The organism is Peribacillus sp. ACCC06369 (genome assembly GCF_030348945.1).
Lineage (GTDB): Bacteria > Bacillota > Bacilli > Bacillales > DSM-1321 > Peribacillus.
Genome location: NZ_JAUCEN010000001.1, coordinates 139,426 through 158,228, shown reverse-complemented (window position 1 = coordinate 158,228; position 18,803 = coordinate 139,426). Strand labels below are relative to the sequence as shown.

Below are 18,803 nucleotides of genomic sequence, written 5' to 3'. Positions count from 1 at the left end.
CAAGGGCCTCAAGGACCACAAGGCGATCAAGGACCACAAGGGCCTCAAGGACCACAAGGCGACCAAGGACCGCAAGGGCCTCAAGGTGACCAAGGACCACAAGGCGATCAAGGACCTCAAGGACCGCAAGGTGACCAAGGACCACAAGGCGACCAAGGACCGCAAGGGCCTCAAGGTGACCAAGGACCACAAGGCGATCAAGGACCTCAAGGACCGCAAGGGCCTCAAGGTGACCAAGGACCTCAAGGCGATCAAGGACCTCAAGGACCACAAGGCGATCAAGGACCGCAAGGGCCTCAAGGACCACAAGGGCCTCAAGGACCACAAGGCGATCAAGGACCACAAGGGCCTCAAGGACCACAAGGCGACCAAGGACCGCAAGGGCCTCAAGGTGACCAAGGACCACAAGGCGATCAAGGACCTCAAGGACCGCAAGGGCCTCAAGGTGACCAAGGACCTCAAGGCGATCAAGGACCTCAAGGACCACAAGGCGATCAAGGACCGCAAGGGCCTCAAGGTGACCAAGGACCACAAGGCGATCAAGGACCTCAAGGACCTCAAGGCGATCAAGGACCACAAGGCGATCAAGGACCTCAAGGACCACAAGGCGACCAAGGACCGCAAGGGCCTCAAGGTGACCAAGGACCACAAGGCGATCAAGGACCGCAAGGGCCTCAAGGACCACAAGGCGATCAAGGACCTCAAGGACCGCAAGGGCCTCAAGGACCACAAGGCGATCAAGGACCTCAAGGACCACAAGGTGACCAAGGACCGCAAGGGCCTCAAGGTGACCAAGGACCACAAGGCGACCAAGGACCTCAAGGACCGCAAGGGCCTCAAGGTGACCAAGGACCACAAGGCGATCAAGGACCGCAAGGACCGCAAGGTGACCAAGGACCACAAGGCGATCAAGGACCTCAAGGACCTCAAGGTGACCAAGGCCCACAAGGCCCACAAGGCGACCAAGGCCCGCAAGGTGACCAAGGCCCGCAAGGCGACCAAGGCCCGCAAGGGGATCAAGGCCCGCAAGGATTCCAAGGCCCGCAAGGCGACCAAGGCCCGCAAGGCGACCAAGGCCCGCAAGGATTCCAAGGCCCACAAGGTGACCAAGGCCCGCAAGGATTCCAAGGCCCACAAGGCGACCAAGGCCCGCAAGGATTCCAAGGCCCACAAGGCGACCAAGGCCCGCAAGGATTCCAAGGCCCACAAGGCGACCAAGGCCCGCAAGGATTCCAAGGCCCACAAGGCGACCAAGGCCCACAAGGATTCCAAGGCCCACAAGGCGACCAAGGCCCGCAAGGATTCCAAGGCCCACAAGGTGACCAAGGCCCGCAAGGATTCCAAGGCCCACAAGGCGACCAAGGCCCGCAAGGATTCCAAGGCCCACAAGGCGACCAAGGCCCGCAAGGATTCCAAGGCCCACAAGGCGACCAAGGCCCGCAAGGATTCCAAGGCCCACAAGGCGACCAAGGCCCACAAGGATTCCAAGGCCCACAAGGCGACCAAGGCCCGCAAGGATTCCAAGGCCCACAAGGTGACCAAGGCCCGCAAGGATTCCAAGGCCCACAAGGCGACCAAGGCCCGCAAGGATTCCAAGGCCCACAAGGCGACCAAGGCCCGCAAGGATTCCAAGGCCCACAAGGCGACCAAGGCCCGCAAGGATTCCAAGGCCCACAAGGAGACCAAGGCCCGCAAGGATTCCAAGGCCCACAAGGAGACCAAGGCCCGCAAGGATTCCAAGGCCCACAAGGCGACCAAGGCCCACAAGGATTCCAAGGCCCACAAGGCGACCAAGGCCCGCAAGGATTCCAAGGCCCACAAGGATTCCAAGGCCCACAAGGTGACCAAGGCCCGCAAGGCGACCAGGGCCCGCAAGGTAACCAAGGACCAGTAGTAATAACCGCAGCTACTGGTGCTATGATCCCATTCGCATCAGGTGTTGTTCCTATTGAACTGACTTCAGTTCTTGGATTAGCGGAAACTGGAGGTCTCATTGGATTCGGAAGTTCTGTTTCCGGTGTTACTATTGCTGGAGGATTAATAACGATAGCTGTCGGGGACTTCGCATTTGTTGTTCCTCGTGCCGGAACAATCGAATCAATATCTGCATTCTTTAGTGCTACAGTGGGAGTAATATTAAGTGAAGATGTAACTGTTAGAGCACAATTATGGAGGAGTACAACTGCAGGTGTACCTGATCCAAATAGCAGCACCTTTACTCCAATACCAGGCGCCTTTGTAGATTTAGCACCAGACTTTACTCCACTTGTAGCCCTTGGAGATAATGCATCTAATACTAATAATTTGATATCAATACCAGTAAGTGCAGGAGATAAACTATTAATGGTTTTTTCTTTAGAAGACTCAGGTATCTTGGTGCTTCTCGATAGCCTTACAGGTTTTGCAAGTGCAGGTATTGCAATCTCCTAATAAAAAACAGGAATTCTGAATACTCCAATTTTATCTAACAAATGAATTTCAGAAAAACAAAATGGAGCACAATCCTTTTGAAAATAAATTGGCTCAGATTGTAGAGAAAGTTATATTTTTCTCTACAATCTTTTTTTATTTCTGGCTTTAATCCTGACTACCTGACTGCCAAGTTCTTATGGGGTCAGGTATTTTTATTTAAAAATCGATTCCCATCCTGAATGTATAATAAATAGTAAAGATCAGATTCGTTAAATTAGAGGATCGTAAAGCAGCTATATAAAGTAGGGGAAAGTAAAATAAATCTTAACATATACTTTAAAGGTATCTATTCATTTCGGGACAAGTCTTGAGGCGGATTTGAAATAACCAAATCCAATTCATTATTGAGCTCTAACTCATGCTGATTATTTTGGTAAAAAACATTTAACAAATGAAAAATAAAAGCAATGGAATTTCATACTTTGATGATACCGCACTGCTTAAAAAATGCTTGTAATACTCGTATTTCCTTATGTGTTTCATCTACAGACGGGTATCTAGAAAAAACCATATGGGTAAAGTTCTTATTGCTTTCTTTGCCATTCATTTTATCGTAAAGTTCACTTGCTTCTTTAAATAAAGTTAAGAATCTTCTCATCGACTCGCTTCTGTTGCTTGTGTATAGAAAAACCATCATATACAATTTTGAAATTTGGGTATTTAATTCAATTGCAACATTTGCCTTTAATTGTTCAGGGTAAGTGGAGGTTTTAATTGTTACGCACCCACTTTTCGAATCGTGATTTAAATGAAGGATTTTGCATTAACACAGTGGGAGTTAGACCAAAAAGTAAATATAAAAAAAGCGTTGGAAGGAAGAAAGAAGAAAAATATATCAAAGAACAAAAAGAAATATCAAAATTAAAGGAAAAGACCTAAAGAGATGGAGGGAAAAAGATGCGGTTGCATTCGAATGAGATCCAATACGTAGAGGAAAGTTCATCATAAAAGCTAACGATATAACCAAGTGGTTCTTTTTCAGCTGTTCGAGTTTAGTGGAATCATGGCACGGTAAGGAGTAGTCAAAGGTTAATCTTGTACTACTAGTTATAAGATAACACCTTCAAAATTATTATTTAAAGGTGTTATTTATTCTCCTATACAAAGAGCGTAGTACTGCATGCATTGTATTATTTAAAGATTTTAGTTTAATTTACGGATTAGGCGCAAACTGTCGTAATCACAGACATATACGTATTCTTTACTCTCACAAAGTTCATCAACAGCTCTTTTGACATCTAGGTAAGTACTGTAGTCATGAAATGCAATCATGCCTCCGGTTACGACTCTTGGAGCATAAAGTTGTATATCCTGCTTTACGCTTAAATAGCTATGATTGCCATCAACAAAAAGTGCTGAAATAAGCTCAGGGCAATCAACAATTGCTTCATGACTGTAGTTCTTTATTGGAATTACATAGTTCTCTAATTGAAAACCTTTAATTGCTTTTTGAAAATCGTTAAAGTAATTTCCATGATAATCTTTATCAGGAATAAATGGATCAATTGCATATATCGAACGTTTGCGCTCACTAATCCACTTACTTCCGAGACCTAAGGCTGTTGTACTTTTTCCTTTATAAGAACCAATCTCAATGATGTCTCCTTTCAAATGGTCAACTAAAGCTGGTAGATGCAGAAGTGCCGTTTGTTCCAAATGTGTCAACCAGCCATCTACGCTTTCAATGAAACTATACAATTCACTAATCTTTAATTGAGGATAATCTCCTTGTGTATTCAATTTATTTAGTCACCTCTTTTATCGTAGTTTCATACATCCAATAATTATCTAAATAATTTGAAGAGTTACTAAGATTTATAGAAAAGTTTATCAAAATCCATTATTATTCAATGCATTTTTTACTGCTTCCAAATATTGATATCCATACTTCTTATCTGGCTCCAAATATGTTCCTTCCGCCCACTCATTCCAAGCATTGATAAACAAAAATTCACTATTATTTATGTTCACTGCTTTTTGAATTTGTTGGCTTAGATAGTAAGAGAATTTTTCAGGGGTTGACCCTTTAAAAATGAGTGCTCGATTTCCTACTCTGGCCGAGTTATCCCAATCAATAAATGCACCTGGAAATGTCTTTATATTTTTCTTTATATCAGATCTATCTAACATACGTGAACATACTTGATCATAGTCCATCACAATAAACTTTTGTTGATACCCATCCACAGCTCTCCGGAAAGTATAACCACCTCCATGATTCAAAGTGTAACCGGGTTCAAATTCTAGACAAGCATCGAACCCTGCAATTTCAGGAATCGTGAATGCCGCTAAGGTTTTAACAAAGTAAATACCCTCAAGTCCATTTTGTTTAGCTAGATTTTGCCAATATAGTAACATTTCTTCACATCTTGGTATGCTACCGGATCGATATATAGTAAATAAAGGTTTGTTGTCCACCCTGATATACCTTTCATCCTTAAATGCTGTTAGTAGGAAATCAAAGTGTTCTTTCCAATCCTCTTCATCACCATAATCTTGAGGCATTAAGACGTCGTGAATCCACCCATCCCACCTTCTAGTCCATGGTTCATTTGCCCATGAGAGACAGAAGGGAAGATCAGGTTCTCCTGTTCGAAGAACCTCATTAAATGGTTTTTCAAGTAACCTTTTCCCCTTGAACCAATAATGATAGTAGCAAAATCCATAGATACCGTATTTTTTGGCAATTTGTGCTTGCCATTTTCTTGCAGTTGCATCTGTCAAATCATAGTAATAATCTTGATAAGGTTCCCTCGGTTGATTATGTCCAGGAAACAACGTTTGACCTTTTTTTGTATTGGTCCATTCGGTAAATCCTTGTCCCCACCAAAGGTTATTTTCTGGAATTTGATGAAATTGGGGCAAATAGAAGGCTATAAGTTTCAAATTTTTGTCACTCCTATAATAATGTTTAACTAGAACACCTTGTTTCATTATTATTTAATTAATTGGATTGGGTTGACCCATTCAATTGATAATAATGATCTAAAGAGTCCAGTATAAAAGAAATAGGTTTTTTTAGTGATAAACTGAAGAGGATTCTTATTTTATTAATCGTATGGATTTCAGATTACGATATTGTAGTTATATTGGGTTTAAATTGAGATATTCAAAAGTGGAAGTATATACAAATCATTAACCACCATCCAAATAAAGGAGATGTCAAAAAAGATACCAGAAAGCTTCGATTAAAGCCATCCGGTTATATAAGCTTGGTATCATATCAACCTTGCTATCAATAATAGAAAATGGTTAATGGAGAATGCTGGCACAAAAAAAAACGGTGGGATATGAATGTCAAAGATACAAAACTTCAAGTACAAATCCTAGAGCCGCTTTGAAATTGGGCAAAATACATTTTATTAAGAAAACCATTCTTTATCACAAAGTTGGTCGAGTTTGTTCAGACGCCATTTTTGATGTTAGTGTTGTTATTCTTTTAAACCTCTATAATTTGGTTAGTGGATAGATCGTATTCCAAGAGGTTTGGCTCATGGCTTTTGCACACTTGTTTTTAATATGAATGTATTTATAAAGTAGACCAGTACTATTATTCTGAACATGAAATTTTTGGGACGACCCTAAAATTGGAGTTAATTGGTCTATTTCAAGACCATATTATCTGCAAAAGATAGTAAAGTAAGCTTCCTTTACTAACAAGTGTGAATTTAACTATTCTATAAAGGAGTGGAAACATTATTGAAATTCACTTAATAATATCCTCAATGCCTTTTTATCAAATAAATTGCCTTTACTAATTAATGAACAACTAAGCGTCACAAAGCTAGATTTTTAGTCAAGGGTTGTTAATATCATATCAATCTGCTTGATATCTTCTACAAATTCATGATAATTCTTTACACGTTCACGATAAGAGTGAAGAGCAGTTTTGAATAAATGGTTCGTATCAAGAAAACCATCTCCTCGTGAGGCAATCATAATATCTAACCATTCACTAAATGTTTTTAGTCCTAGTGTATTGTTATTTTGATTAGGATGTCTTCGAAAATAACTAAGAGCTTCGGGAATATATACAGCTTTCCCTTTGGAGAGCAATGACAACCAGGCTGCAAGATCATTGATAAGAGAATACTGTTTCCCTTTGTATACTCCATAAAGTTCGGTAAGATCTTTTTTTCTAAATAACACTGTTGTCGGTTCACCGATGACATTTTGACAACGAATTAATGCAAGGTTTCCCAACACCTTTCCGTCAAAGATTCTTGTTTCATCATATAACCTTGCCGTTGCACCAATAGGAGGGAGAAATTGACCTGATTCATCGATAGTTTGTCGATAAGATGTGACAAGTGTAATATTTTCGAATTCATTAAAAAAATAGATCATTTTCGCAATTTTTTCTTTTTGGAAAACGTCATCATCCATCAAGTAATTAATATATTCCCCTGATGCCAAATCATAGCATTTATGCCAATTTTTTAGAAATAAATTTTTTTCGTTTTTATAATACTTAATTTTAGGATTTGAACCTAAATAAGGTCCAAGCATTTCTTGTACTCGATCATCTGTACTATCATCACAAATAATAATTTCGATATTAGGGTAGGTTTGTTCTAATACACTGTCAATCGCTATTTTTAAAGTATCCGGTCGATTATACGCAGGAATGACTACACTAACTAAAGGATTTCCCACAATGACATCCCCCTTGTTTTGTTTTTGAAAGATACATGAAAACTTATTTTGAACTTTGCATGTACTCTGCGTACAATATTATTTCCGGTATGTCTTCATTAGTAAAAGTCCTCCCCAAAAGACCGACCAAGACCCCAATGGTATTTTTTTACCCAATGTGTTCAAATTATTCAGCCAATACTCGTTGTTCAAAACGTGAATGGAGAGGGTCAAAAATACTATATATTAAGATTATTCTATCTCAGATAAATGGGGGATTAACTTTTCTTTTTTTTCAAGGTTAGGACGTAAAAGTGGAGTTTTTTTCATGATTGTATGAATATTCAATTGCTTTCCTAACCTAAATATATTGCTAACGCCAGGGTAATAGACTTCAACTGATTCAAAATTTTATTGATTTTACTGGAAATTACATGCTTGCTTCGTAGCTTTTGCATACTCGATCTTTAATTCACGCCTTTTGTAGACACTTCAAGTCCTTTCAACATAGCGGCACAAGAAATTTACATCGCCATTTCGCTACAAAAGTATCCATTGATATTGTGGTGTTATTAAATTATGACAAGAAGGTTTGAGTTTTTCATTGAGTCATATTTTCTACTATTTCACATATTAATAAGGAAGAATAACGGTGATAAAGATAACCTTTTGTACCAATGGGATTTCTCACTTGCTTTATTTTTTCGTGATTAAGAAGACCTAAAATGTATTATATTTATTTATAAATAAAATGGAAATTGCTTTCCCGAGTTCCAATATGACTTTCATTTCATAATATAGCTAGCCATTGCCGATTCTTGTACGTGTGGAATATTATCTTCGTCCAACCTTGATAATGAATTAAAAACCAAAGATTTGTTGTACTAGCTTGAATGATTTATATAAAAGCATAAGACAAACAAGGCTTGTGTAAAGTTCTCAATTTTGAACTCATGGACTTAGATTTGCTTCAGTGGGAACTAGAAAAGGCAATATTTAAGTAGGAAAAGGAGATAAAAATAGAGATGCTCAAAGAAAATGATATTAAAAATGAATTTAATGACAAAAAAAAAACGGTTACACTGTTGAGCGGAAAGAAGCGGGGGAGGGTCAATCATCGGATTTAATGGTCAAAGATGAGATTGGACTTAATGACAGATTTGATTTCTGGAATAAAAGTGTACTTTATGTTCATTCTAGGCATGGAGATACCTATACAATTATCAATCAAGGAATTATTAAGGAGCTTAGAAATTTAGTGCGTGAAGTATATACAGCCAAAGCAGAGCAAGATGTGGTCAGTCTTGCTGCTGAATTTAGGCCGGACCTTGTACTTGTTTTACTGGGAGATACATTTCCTATTGACCAAGTGAATGCCATTAGGGAAATGGGGATTAAAACAGCGGTGTGGTTTACGGATGACCCATATTATACAGACGTAATGACAAACATTGCCCCCCATTATCATTATGTTTTTACACAAGAGTTAAGCTGTGTATCTTACTATCAACTTTTAGGTTGTCCCCAAGTTCATTATTTACCTCTCGCAGTCAATACAAAAATTTTTCATTATCAGAGAGAGAGGAAGGATAACTTTATAGACGTTTGTTTTATGGGGGCAGGTTGGAACAACAGAATCTCTTTGTTTGACGAAATTGCTCCCTTTCTATCAAAAAAAAATACACTTATCGTGGGGTCACGTTGGGACAGAATGCGGAATTATCATTTACTTTCCGATAAAATCCATTTTGGATTCCTATCTCCGAGTGCATCGGCTCGCCTTATGAATCAATCCAAAATTGTGATTAATAACCATCGTTTATACGATGATACTACGTTATTCAACCGCAACAGTAATAAACTACCGGCCCTTTCAATTAACCCTCGAACCTTCGAAATTTCTGCCTGCGGCGCATTTCAGCTTTCGGATATTCGACAAGAATTACCACGTTATTATGAAATAGGGAAGGAAATTGAAACTTACACATCTCCTTCGGAATTAACTGAAAAGATAGACTATTATTTAAACCATGACGAGGAGAGAAATACTATTGCTCAAAGTGGGTATATTCAAACATTAAAAAGTCATACTTACGCGAAAAGACTAGCAACTCTGTTGAAATTGATATATGGATAATTTCAATTTTTGATTAAGATGTAGGTGGTTCATTCTTGTTGATCATGTTTTAATGTTCAAATTAAATTTGTAACTATGGGATTAGTTTGTTTAAAACTATATATTCGGAAGGAACCTAAAAAATTTACTCGGTATATAATAACGGTAAATTTTCTATCTATAAGTATTCATGATAATTGATACTTAATTAGATATTTATTTTAGGAGGGCAAACATGACAACCAATCATACTCCACTTTTGACAGTCCATCTTTTTGTTTCCAAGAGGAATTCAGGGGATGGATTGGAAGAAATGCTCATGAGACTGGCTGAAAGTGGCATCACAGTGAAGGTGTATGGACCTGAAGATCCATTATTGGATATAAATCCTAAAAATCCTCGTGTTTATGTTTCATTGGGAACGGGGTGGGAGGAATTTAAGGCACTGTATTCCTTACCTGCTCACGAGAAAAAACGTTGGTTACATTTCAATTCTCCAGCAGAAATTCAACCATTCAATTTATTTTACTGCTGGCTCAAACATACCGATCCTCTCCCAGAAAATAAAACACTACCTTCGACTCATTTTTCTTCAGATACTCCCTTAGTGTCCGTGTTCACAGCAAGTTACAAGTCCAAAGAAAAAATTCAGCGACCTTATCGTTCTCTATTGAATCAGACGTACTCCAATTGGGAATGGGTTATTGTAGACGACTCCGGTGATGATGATGAGACATACAACGAAGACTTACTCCCTCTAGACGATCCCCGTGTGAGGAGGTATCGCCAAGATTCCCGTAATGGCTACATAGGGGCAATCAAACGGTATGCGGCAGGTCTATGTACAGGGGAAATTTTAGTGGAAGTAGATCATGATGATGACCTTACTCCTGACTGTCTAAAGAAAATCGTCGAGGCATTTCAACAACACCCTGAATGTGGCTTTGCTTATGGGGATTGTGCAGAGGTGCACGTAGGGAGCCATAATGCTCATTGGTATGGTTGGGATTGTGGTTTTGGATACAGTATACATTATCGAGTCTGGGTACATGAAATGAATCGATGGCAAAATGTGCAAAGACACACTACCATCAATGGGAACACCATCCGTCATTTGGTTGGTTTACCGAATCATCCTCGTGCGTGGAGGAGGGATTTTTACCATCTGATTGGAGGACACCGCGAAGAACTATTGGTTGCAGACGATTACGACATGCTAGTTCGGACGTTTCTTTGTACGAAGTATGTATCGATTCCCGATTTACTCTATATCCAATATCGAAATGAAAATGGGGATAACTCTACCTTTCAGAGAAATAGGCAGATTCAAATCCTCGTAAAAGAACTGAACAGTTATTATCATCAGAGAATCCGCACAAGGTTGGAAGAACTGGATTTACCCGAGGGTGTGCCGTATAGTCGTGTATGGGAGACAACTACAGATAATCCCGCACGAAAAACTGCTCATATCATTAATGAGGAATTATCTAGGGTTTCCATCCTATTTCCCATTCCTCACTCCTGTCCTACAAATGATCATACCCAGTTATTTAAGACTCTTCAAAAGGGAATTGATACCAATTTTAAAGATATCGAAGTCGTAGTTGTTGGCCGTATTCCTGCAGAACTTGAAACCTTTGCGTCGGTGGCTCCGATGGGAGCCATCCGATGGTGGCCGATGGAGGAGAATGATTCATTAGAAACGTGTATCCAATATGCTAAGTTTTGCTCTTCTTGTACGGAGAAAGTAGTAGTAATGCCTGAACCTCAATAAAGGATGATGAGCATTGCTACTATAGGATCTAGTTAATGAATTTGCCCAAACTTAACCATTTCAACATGGATCATACCCTTATTTATCACGCCTGATAACAATTTAATTAAAATGGGGAGGGTTAAATAAACCTTCCCATTTTTTTTGTCGTCTTAATTATTGGATTAAGAATTTATGAGTAAAAGTTCTCCCCTTAAAATCATCATACAGTCAATCATAAAGGGAAGGGAAAGGTGTTTATGAAAAAAAACCTCATTATATTTATCGCTTTTATTAAATGATTTCCCCCCCAATATCAAACTCGAGTCATTCATTCGATATACTTTGGCCCCATTTAAATGTTCTACAACTCCGTTTCTTATAAACCTACTTCATAAAGGTGTGGATCACAGGTTGAATAGGTCTTTTACGTAAATCCTTGGTTGTTATCTGACTCTTTTTCAAGAGCTATGCGATACCATACATGGGGAATTCTTTGTTTGCTTTATATAGATTACTACTATTCGAGAAGCATCTAGGAGTGGTACTTCATAAATAAATGACGTACAGTATTGTTTTTTAATTTAATTTCAATATCACTCTTCAACAAAGAAAAAAAAGGAAATCGTTTAGGCTACTGAACAGCCAAAAAAAAGCTCACACAGACTATCCATATGGTATATCGACCATTACTCCAAAATGATGATAACTCCATTGCATAAAAAGTGTAATGGAGTTTTTAATTTGTCACGTAACCAATTGGTTGTGAGGTGCTAGGCTCGGCCACAGCCGATGGGGATCCTTTCATGTATAGCCTACTAGTCCCATGTTAAATAAAAATGGACTAATAGGGCTACTAACTAGACCGGAAGTTGTCCTTTTGCATATAAAGGATTAATGAATGACGAAAGGGAGGCAGCTTATGAAAATCCGAAAGGCCATTATTCCGGCCGCAGGCCTCGGGACTCGATTTTTGCCTGCAACAAAAGCTCAGGCCAAGGAAATGCTGCCGATTGTTGATAAACCAACGATTCAATATATTGTAGAAGAAGCAGTAGCTTCAGGTATAGAGGAAATTATTATCATAATCGGTAGAGGAAAAAGATCAATAGAGGATCATTTTGATAAATCCTATGAGCTGGAAGATGCACTTTTACGAAAAAATCAGCTCGATATTTTAGAGGAAGTTCAGAAAATATCTAGTTTGGCAAATATCTATTATGTCCGCCAAAAGGAACCGAAGGGGCTAGGACATGCAATTCTTTGCGCGAAAAGCTTCATTGGAAATGAACCTTTTGCAGTTTTGTTAGGAGATGACATCGTTATGTCTGAAACACCTTGTCTGAAACAAATCATCAATGTTTTTGAGTATTGCAACAGCTCCGTCGTAGCTGTTCAGAACGTACCGGAAAAGGATGTCAGTAAATATGGCATTATTAAGCCAAAAGGGACGATGATTGAGCCTAACCTTTTTCATATCGATTCTTTGGTGGAAAAGCCGAAAAGGGAAGAGGCTCCTTCCAGATATGCGATAATGGGGCGTTATGTTTTAAGGCCTGAGATTTTTGAAACACTATCAAAGCTTCCAATTGGACATGGTAATGAATTACAACTTACTGATGCCATAAATGAGCTAAATAAGCAGCAGGCCGTATTAGCATATAACTTTGAAGGAAATCGATATGATATTGGTGATAAAGTCGGATTTATTAAGGCAACAATAGACTTTGCCTTGCGCAGGGATGATATAAGAGACGAGGTTCTTTCCTATTTAAGGGATGTAAATAAGAAAGAAAACCAGATTATAACGAGAGAGCTTGAATAATATGAAAATAGCTGTTTTGGGTACAGGTTATGTCGGGCTGTCCACTGGTGTTTGTTTGTCAGAAATAGGGCATAGTGTCATTTGTATCGATACTGATGAACAGAAAATTAAAAGTCTACGTCAAGGGATTTCTCCAATTTATGAACCGGGTCTGGAGAATTTGCTTGCTCAAAATGCTACAGCAGGTAGACTCCTATTTACAACATCTCATCGAGAAGCGCTAAATGGTGCCGAGATTATCATCATTGCTGTAGGAACACCGCAAATGGAGGATGGGGGAGCAGATTTATCGTATATTGTGCAAGCCGCGAAGGATATTGCTGCGAACCTAGTACAGAGTTCTGTAGTCGTTATAAAGAGTACTGTGCCAGTTGGTACGAATGATTTTATCAAGGAAATTATAGATGAACATTGTGAAGAAAAGGTAACCTTTAATATGGTTTCGAATCCTGAATTTTTAAGACAAGGGTCAGCTGTTATGGATACGATGCAACCAGATCGAATCATCATAGGTTCTGAAAATAAAGAGGCGGCTAAGAAAGTACAAGAAATGTATCGTCCGTTAAATGTACAATTTATACTAACAAGTATTAGAAGTGCGGAAATGATTAAGTATGCTTCTAATGCTTTTTTGGCGACTAAGATTAGCTTTATCAATGAGGTTGCCAATTTATGCGGAGCAGTCGGTGCAGATGTTAAAGATGTAGCAACGGGAATGGGAAAAGATAAAAGGATTGGAGAAGCGTTTTTACAGCCCGGTATTGGTTATGGAGGGTCTTGTTTTCCAAAGGATGTTAAAGCTTTGCTTCATACTGCCAATTTAAATGGCGTACATTTTTCCCTATTAAAAGAAACAGTAGCGATAAATGATTTTCAGCAGGAACTTCTTGTAACGAAAGCGATAAATCGCTTGGGGGATTTAAAAGGGAAAAAGGTTGCAATGCTTGGTCTTGCTTTCAAGCCAGAGACAGACGATATGAGGGAAGCACCATCAATCAAAATTGCGCGTTCATTAACCAAACTGGGAGCAGAAGTGGTAGCTTATGATCCAGTTGCAATAGATAATGCCAAGAACATATTAAGGGATACAATTAGATTTGCCAGCTCAGTCCGCGAAGCGACATTGGATGCGGATGCTGTATTTATTGTCACGGAATGGGATGAGTTTAAACATTTAGATCTGGAGACATTGATGAACACAATGAGCCAACCCATTGTTTTTGATGGTAGAAATTTTCTTGAAGAAGATCAAATCAGAGCTTGCAAGAAAATTGAATATTATCCAATAGGAAGACCAGCAATTGTTATTGGAATGAATGGTTAGCATTTACTAACATCTGTATTAACTCGAACATGATTTTTTTAAGCCCTATTATAAAAGCTCACGCATTCAAAGGGTGAGTTGTTATATAGGCGGGCAAACCTCAATGCAGCACCTTTGATCGTTCTTAGGTGCTTTTTATATTTCTATAAATGAAAAATCTACACCGATCCTTAGAGCCATAGATCAACTTCAACTATGCATGTAGAATGATTATCATTGCTTACCAATAATGTTGTGTCATTCACTTACTTTAATCCTTTTTTGTATGTTTCAAACACATACTCACTACTCACTGTCATTTAGCTTTATCAGCCTATGGCTAATGACCTTCCACAACTTCCATCTCAATTTTAAATGATTCCAAGGAAATTCGATTCCATTTAGTCCATGCGTACCTATAGATTCATACATAATATACTTGAAAAGGACCAGAAAATTTGTTTACTATGCTTGAAAGGAGAGCATTTACTTGCACACAGTTATGCATTTGAATTTAAGGGTTGACCCTACCCAATATATCTCACAGATTCGAGAAGTTCCTGATTATGATTATATTCATATGGTACGACAACCTAAGTATATGATAGATCTTTCCCTTTTGAATGAGAAGGTTCATTATCTCAATGAAATTTTTTCACCCAAAGAATATGTGGAAAGAAATAATATCTCCCTCTTACATGCTCATCATGGTCAATTAGGGATGTTATTACTTCCGTTTAAAGAGGAAACGAACCTTCCGTTGGTAACAAGTATTCGGGGCAGGGATGCAACCCTGGCTAATCAGCCCATTGGCTATCTAGACAACATGAAAATGCTATTTGATCGAGGGGAGCGTTTTTTTCCAGTTTGTCAGTATTTAGCTGATAAGTTAATTGCTTGGGGTTGTCCTCCAGAAAAAATTAGAGTGTTATATGGGGGGGTTGACCTTAACCAATTCAAATACCGAACTCCACATAAAGGTGGCTCTCAAAACATTTTATCCATGGGTAGGTTGGTGGAAAAAAAAGGACATCACATCTTAATGCAAGCTTTTCAAAAGATTAGAGGTAAATTTCCAAATGCAACCCTGACGATTATCGGAAGAGGGGAGCTTGAAGAACATCTTAATTCTTTGGCAAATCAACTTAATTTAGGAGAGTCCTTTCGTTTATTAAATCATCTCCCTAAAGATCAAGTACGAGATCAGATGACCAATGCAGATATATTCTGCGCCGCGAGCTTAGAAGCAGCCGATGGAGATGTAGAAGGAATACCTAATACATTAAAAGAAGCTATGGCGGTTGGCGTACCAGTGATTTCGACCAATCATGCCGGAATCCCTGAATTAATAACAAATCACAAAGAGGGAGTTTTAGTACAAGAAAACAATGTAGATGAATTGGCAGAGGCGCTTGAATTCATGCTAACTAATATAGAGTTGTGGGAAACATTTACAGAAGCAGCTCGTAAAAAAATCGAACAAAACTTTGACCTTGTCCAACAGCTTCAACAACAAGCTGAATTTTATGATGAACTTGTAGCCTCTTATAAAAAAGGTAAACAAAATTCAGCAACATCTCGCAAAAAAGATAAAAAGAATAAAAAAGATAAAAATGATAAAAAAACACAAAAGAAGACTAAACTGCAAGTTATATATGATGGCGAATCAATAAAACCTAGTAAAAATGCCGAAAAGGCTAAAAAAGCCAAAAAAGCCCTAGTTTATATGCAACAGCTTCAACAGCAGACAAAAGATAAAGTCAAAGATGAACTTGTAGCATCCAATAAAAAAGCTGAAAAAGATAAAATTCATCAGAAGGCTAAAGTAGTGGATGAAACAATAACATCTCGTAATAAGGAAAAAAAGGTTCAAAAAGCCGAAAAAATCAAAAAAGCGCTTAATAAAATTCAACAGCTTCAACAGAAGTCTATAGATAAGCAGTTAGGAGGAGATCATGGAGGATTTTAAAACCATTACTGTAACCAAAGGTGAAAAATCTTTGGAAATTGACAATCCCACTTCCTATGCGCTGATTGGAATGGGTGCTCAAGGTGCAGTATTTAAACTATCAGAAGATAAATGTGTGAAAATCTATTCAGACCCGGTACAAGCGAAAATGGAGGAAGAAGCACTTAAAGCGGGACAACATTTACCCTTTATGCCTGTGGTGTATGATACAGGATCAAACTATATAGTCATGGAATATTTTAATGCTCCAACTTTAAAAGAATACCTGAGAAATTGTACGTATATCCCTGATTCTATAGTAAAGAAACTTCTCTATATATTAAAGGAATTGAAACAAGCAAAATTCACCATGATCGATGCCCCTCTCCGCCATATATTTGTCGTTGGTAATGAGGAACTTAAGGTGATTGATCATGTTAATTCCTTCAAAAGAATGCACCCCGTACCATTAAAATTATTACGAGACTTAAAAATAATCCTATTAAAGGACTCGTTCTTAGCCCAAGTGAAAAAGCTCGAACCGGACACCTTCAATGAGTGGGACAATTATTTCAATCAAAATAGTTTGGACTTTAGAAACATTACCGTCCTCTCTGGAGGCTCAGGTAATGGAGTAAAAGTGGATAGCGCTATTACACAAACACTAATTGGAAAAGGGCATCAAGGTGCTGTTTATCGAGTGTCTGAAGACAAATGCGTAAAACTTTACGGGAAAACGGAACATGCAAATGAAGAAAAAAAGGTTCTTTTATCAAGTCAAGACTTGCCTTTTATCCCGAAAGTCTTTGAAACTGGACCCAATTATATTTTAATGGAATATCTATTAGGACCAGATTTAAATACGTTTCTAAAAAAACAGCCTGTACTTTCTGAGGAGATTACAAGACGATTACTCTATATATTGAAAACAATGGAAAAATCAGGTTTCAAACAAATTGATGCCCCATTAAGGCATATTATTATAACCAGGAATGGTTTTAAATTAGTCGATCATGTCTACTCGTTCTCACGTGAACAAAAAAGACCTCTCGAGTTATTTAAAGACCTGAGAGAAAGAAATTTTTTAGATTCTTTTCTAGAACAAGTGAGGGAGATAGATCCTGATACGCATGCTGAATGGACAAAAACCCCAATTCCATTAGATGAAAATGATAATACTCTTGTAGAGTCATAGTAAAATGCCTATTTAATTGTAGGAATCGATTTTAAAAAAGAATCTCCATGGTGTCAAAATTGAATGAAGGGCAACACTTAAACTTTTTCAAAGAGAAAATTATAACCCAGGTGAAAAACAAGGTGAAAAACTTGTTCCGCAATGTTCATCATTTCCAAAATGGAAAACCTTGTTTTTCATTTCCTCATTCAGTCGGGAAAAGTATACGGCCCTCATTGTATTGCACTGCCCATGTAGTGACAGAGGGCTATGATTTACTTGAACTTTACTCTGTCTCAGTAAAGTATCGAATGTATCAATGTATGAACATGAAACTTTACTCCGTGTTCCAGAAAAAATATAAAGATATTATTGTAAAGGAAGGATTGGAATTAATTATATGAACATTTTAGTAACAGGAGCCGCAGGTTTCATTGGTTTCCATCTAACAAAACGTTTGTTAGCTCAAGATATCAATGTTATTGGTGTAGATAATATTAATGATTATTATGATGTTTTTTTAAAGATCAATCGTCTCAGGTTATTAGAAGAAAACACTAATTTCGAATTTCACAAAATGGATTTGTCAAATAAAGAAAAATTAAATCGATTATTTAAAGACAGAACGATTGATATAGTCATCAACTTAGCTGCTCAGGCTGGAGTACGTTATAGCATAGACAACCCGGATTCTTATGTTAATTCAAACCTAGTTGGGTTTGTAAATATCTTAGAGGTCTGTCGACAAAATAATGTAAAGCACTTAATTTATGCATCCTCTAGTTCTGTATATGGAGCAAATACCAATATCCCCTTCTCAACCAAAGACCCAGTGGATCATCCAGTAAGTTTATATGCTGCCACTAAAAAGGCTAATGAATTAATGGCTCATACTTATAGTCATTTATATAATATTCCAACCACAGGACTCCGTTTCTTTACGGTGTATGGTCCATGGGGGAGACCTGATATGGCCTATTACTCTTTTACTAAAAATATTATTGAAGAGAATACAATAAAGGTTTTTAATAATGGCGAAATGAGAAGAGACTTTACTTATATTGATGATATTGTTGAAGGAATAATCCGCTTACTCGATAATCCACCGATATATAACAGTGAATGGGATAGAGCCAATCCTGATCCAAGTTCAAGCTATGCTCCATACAAAATTTATAATATCGGTAACAATAATCCAGTTAAATTAATGGATTTCATTAACACATTAGAGAAACTAATTGGCAAAAAGGCAATAATTGAATTTTTACCAATGCAACCTGGAGATGTTAAGGAGACCTATGCAGATATTTCCGATTTGCATGCTGAAGTGGGATTCTATCCTTCAACAACAATAGAAGAAGGTTTAACTCATTTTGTAAATTGGTACAAAAAGTACAATAAATAAGGAAAAAAGAAGTAATAAAGAATTCGAGGAAACCATCAAGCAAACCACCGTCATTTAGCTGTCGAAATGATACATCCCCGAGTTGGTGATGGGAAAATTAAAATAACATCGATCCCATTTATGAAATGCTGTTATTAGAAAATGCATATGTGAAAAAGATTGCTGAAGACAG

11 protein-coding genes and 1 pseudogene are annotated in these 18,803 nt (G+C 38.2%); 9 read left to right on the top strand and 3 right to left on the bottom strand.

Annotated features, from left to right (window positions below; genetic code table 11):
• Window positions 1-1,894 (top strand): annotated as a pseudogene (locus QUF78_RS00730) (hypothetical protein); the annotation flags it as partial.
• 23 nt (window positions 1,895-1,917) lie between these two features.
• Window positions 1,918-2,430, top strand: a complete 513-nt coding sequence (locus tag QUF78_RS00725; RefSeq protein ID WP_289323250.1) for an exosporium glycoprotein BclB-related protein — start codon at window positions 1,918-1,920, stop codon at window positions 2,428-2,430.
• 1,185 nt (window positions 2,431-3,615) lie between these two features.
• Here QUF78_RS00725 and QUF78_RS00720 read toward each other — a convergent pair.
• From QUF78_RS00720 to QUF78_RS00710, 3 genes are all read right to left on the bottom strand, one after another.
• The gene (locus QUF78_RS00720) at window positions 3,616-4,212 is read right to left on the bottom strand and encodes a class I SAM-dependent methyltransferase (protein WP_289323249.1); all 597 of its coding nucleotides are present in this window, start codon (window positions 4,210-4,212) and stop codon (window positions 3,616-3,618) included.
• Between the two features lie 90 nt (window positions 4,213-4,302).
• Window positions 4,303-5,358, bottom strand: coding sequence for a glycosyltransferase WbsX family protein (locus QUF78_RS00715; protein WP_289323262.1), 1,056 nt, complete (start codon window positions 5,356-5,358; stop codon window positions 4,303-4,305).
• Window positions 5,359-6,264: 906 nt separating this feature from the next.
• Window positions 6,265-7,128: a glycosyltransferase family 2 protein gene (locus tag QUF78_RS00710; RefSeq protein ID WP_289323248.1), complete on the bottom strand. Its 864-nt coding sequence runs from the start codon at window positions 7,126-7,128 to the stop codon at window positions 6,265-6,267.
• 1,105 nt (window positions 7,129-8,233) lie between these two features.
• Here QUF78_RS00710 and QUF78_RS00705 point away from each other — a divergent pair.
• The 7 genes from QUF78_RS00705 to QUF78_RS00675 all read left to right on the top strand — a co-directional run bounded on the left by QUF78_RS00705 (window position 8,234) and on the right by QUF78_RS00675 (window position 18,631).
• Complete coding sequence (locus tag QUF78_RS00705) at window positions 8,234-9,244, top strand: CgeB family protein (protein ID WP_289323247.1); 1,011 nt, start codon at window positions 8,234-8,236, stop codon at window positions 9,242-9,244.
• A 214-nt stretch (window positions 9,245-9,458) separates the two neighbouring features.
• Window positions 9,459-10,997, top strand: a complete 1,539-nt coding sequence (locus tag QUF78_RS00700) for a glycosyltransferase (RefSeq protein WP_289323246.1) — start codon at window positions 9,459-9,461, stop codon at window positions 10,995-10,997.
• A gap of 901 nt (window positions 10,998-11,898) precedes the next feature.
• Window positions 11,899-12,801: a UTP--glucose-1-phosphate uridylyltransferase GalU gene (galU, locus tag QUF78_RS00695; protein ID WP_148358073.1), complete on the top strand. Its 903-nt coding sequence runs from the start codon at window positions 11,899-11,901 to the stop codon at window positions 12,799-12,801.
• A gap of 1 nt (window position 12,802) precedes the next feature.
• A complete protein-coding gene (locus QUF78_RS00690; protein ID WP_289323245.1) occupies window positions 12,803-14,125 on the top strand; it encodes a UDP-glucose dehydrogenase family protein in 1,323 nt (440 codons plus the stop codon).
• A 469-nt stretch (window positions 14,126-14,594) separates the two neighbouring features.
• Window positions 14,595-16,073, top strand: a complete 1,479-nt coding sequence (locus tag QUF78_RS00685; protein WP_289323244.1) for a glycosyltransferase — start codon at window positions 14,595-14,597, stop codon at window positions 16,071-16,073.
• Window positions 16,060-17,247: a hypothetical protein gene (locus tag QUF78_RS00680; protein WP_289323243.1), complete on the top strand. Its 1,188-nt coding sequence runs from the start codon at window positions 16,060-16,062 to the stop codon at window positions 17,245-17,247. The genes QUF78_RS00685 and QUF78_RS00680 overlap by 14 nt, the downstream gene beginning before the upstream one ends.
• Before the next feature lie 379 nt (window positions 17,248-17,626).
• Window positions 17,627-18,631, top strand: coding sequence for an NAD-dependent epimerase (locus QUF78_RS00675; protein ID WP_289323242.1), 1,005 nt, complete (start codon window positions 17,627-17,629; stop codon window positions 18,629-18,631).
• The last annotated feature ends 172 nt before the right edge of the window (window positions 18,632-18,803 follow it).

Coding starts and splice junctions, on each gene's coding strand:
- QUF78_RS00725 (WP_289323250.1), top strand. CDS start 1,918: ATGATCCCATTCGCATCAGGTGTTGTTCCTATTGAACTGACTTCAGTT.
- QUF78_RS00705 (WP_289323247.1), top strand. CDS start 8,234: ATGGTCAAAGATGAGATTGGACTTAATGACAGATTTGATTTCTGGAAT.
- QUF78_RS00700 (WP_289323246.1), top strand. CDS start 9,459: ATGACAACCAATCATACTCCACTTTTGACAGTCCATCTTTTTGTTTCC.
- galU (WP_148358073.1), top strand. CDS start 11,899: ATGAAAATCCGAAAGGCCATTATTCCGGCCGCAGGCCTCGGGACTCGA.
- QUF78_RS00690 (WP_289323245.1), top strand. CDS start 12,803: ATGAAAATAGCTGTTTTGGGTACAGGTTATGTCGGGCTGTCCACTGGT.
- QUF78_RS00680 (WP_289323243.1), top strand. CDS start 16,060: ATGGAGGATTTTAAAACCATTACTGTAACCAAAGGTGAAAAATCTTTG.
- QUF78_RS00675 (WP_289323242.1), top strand. CDS start 17,627: ATGAACATTTTAGTAACAGGAGCCGCAGGTTTCATTGGTTTCCATCTA.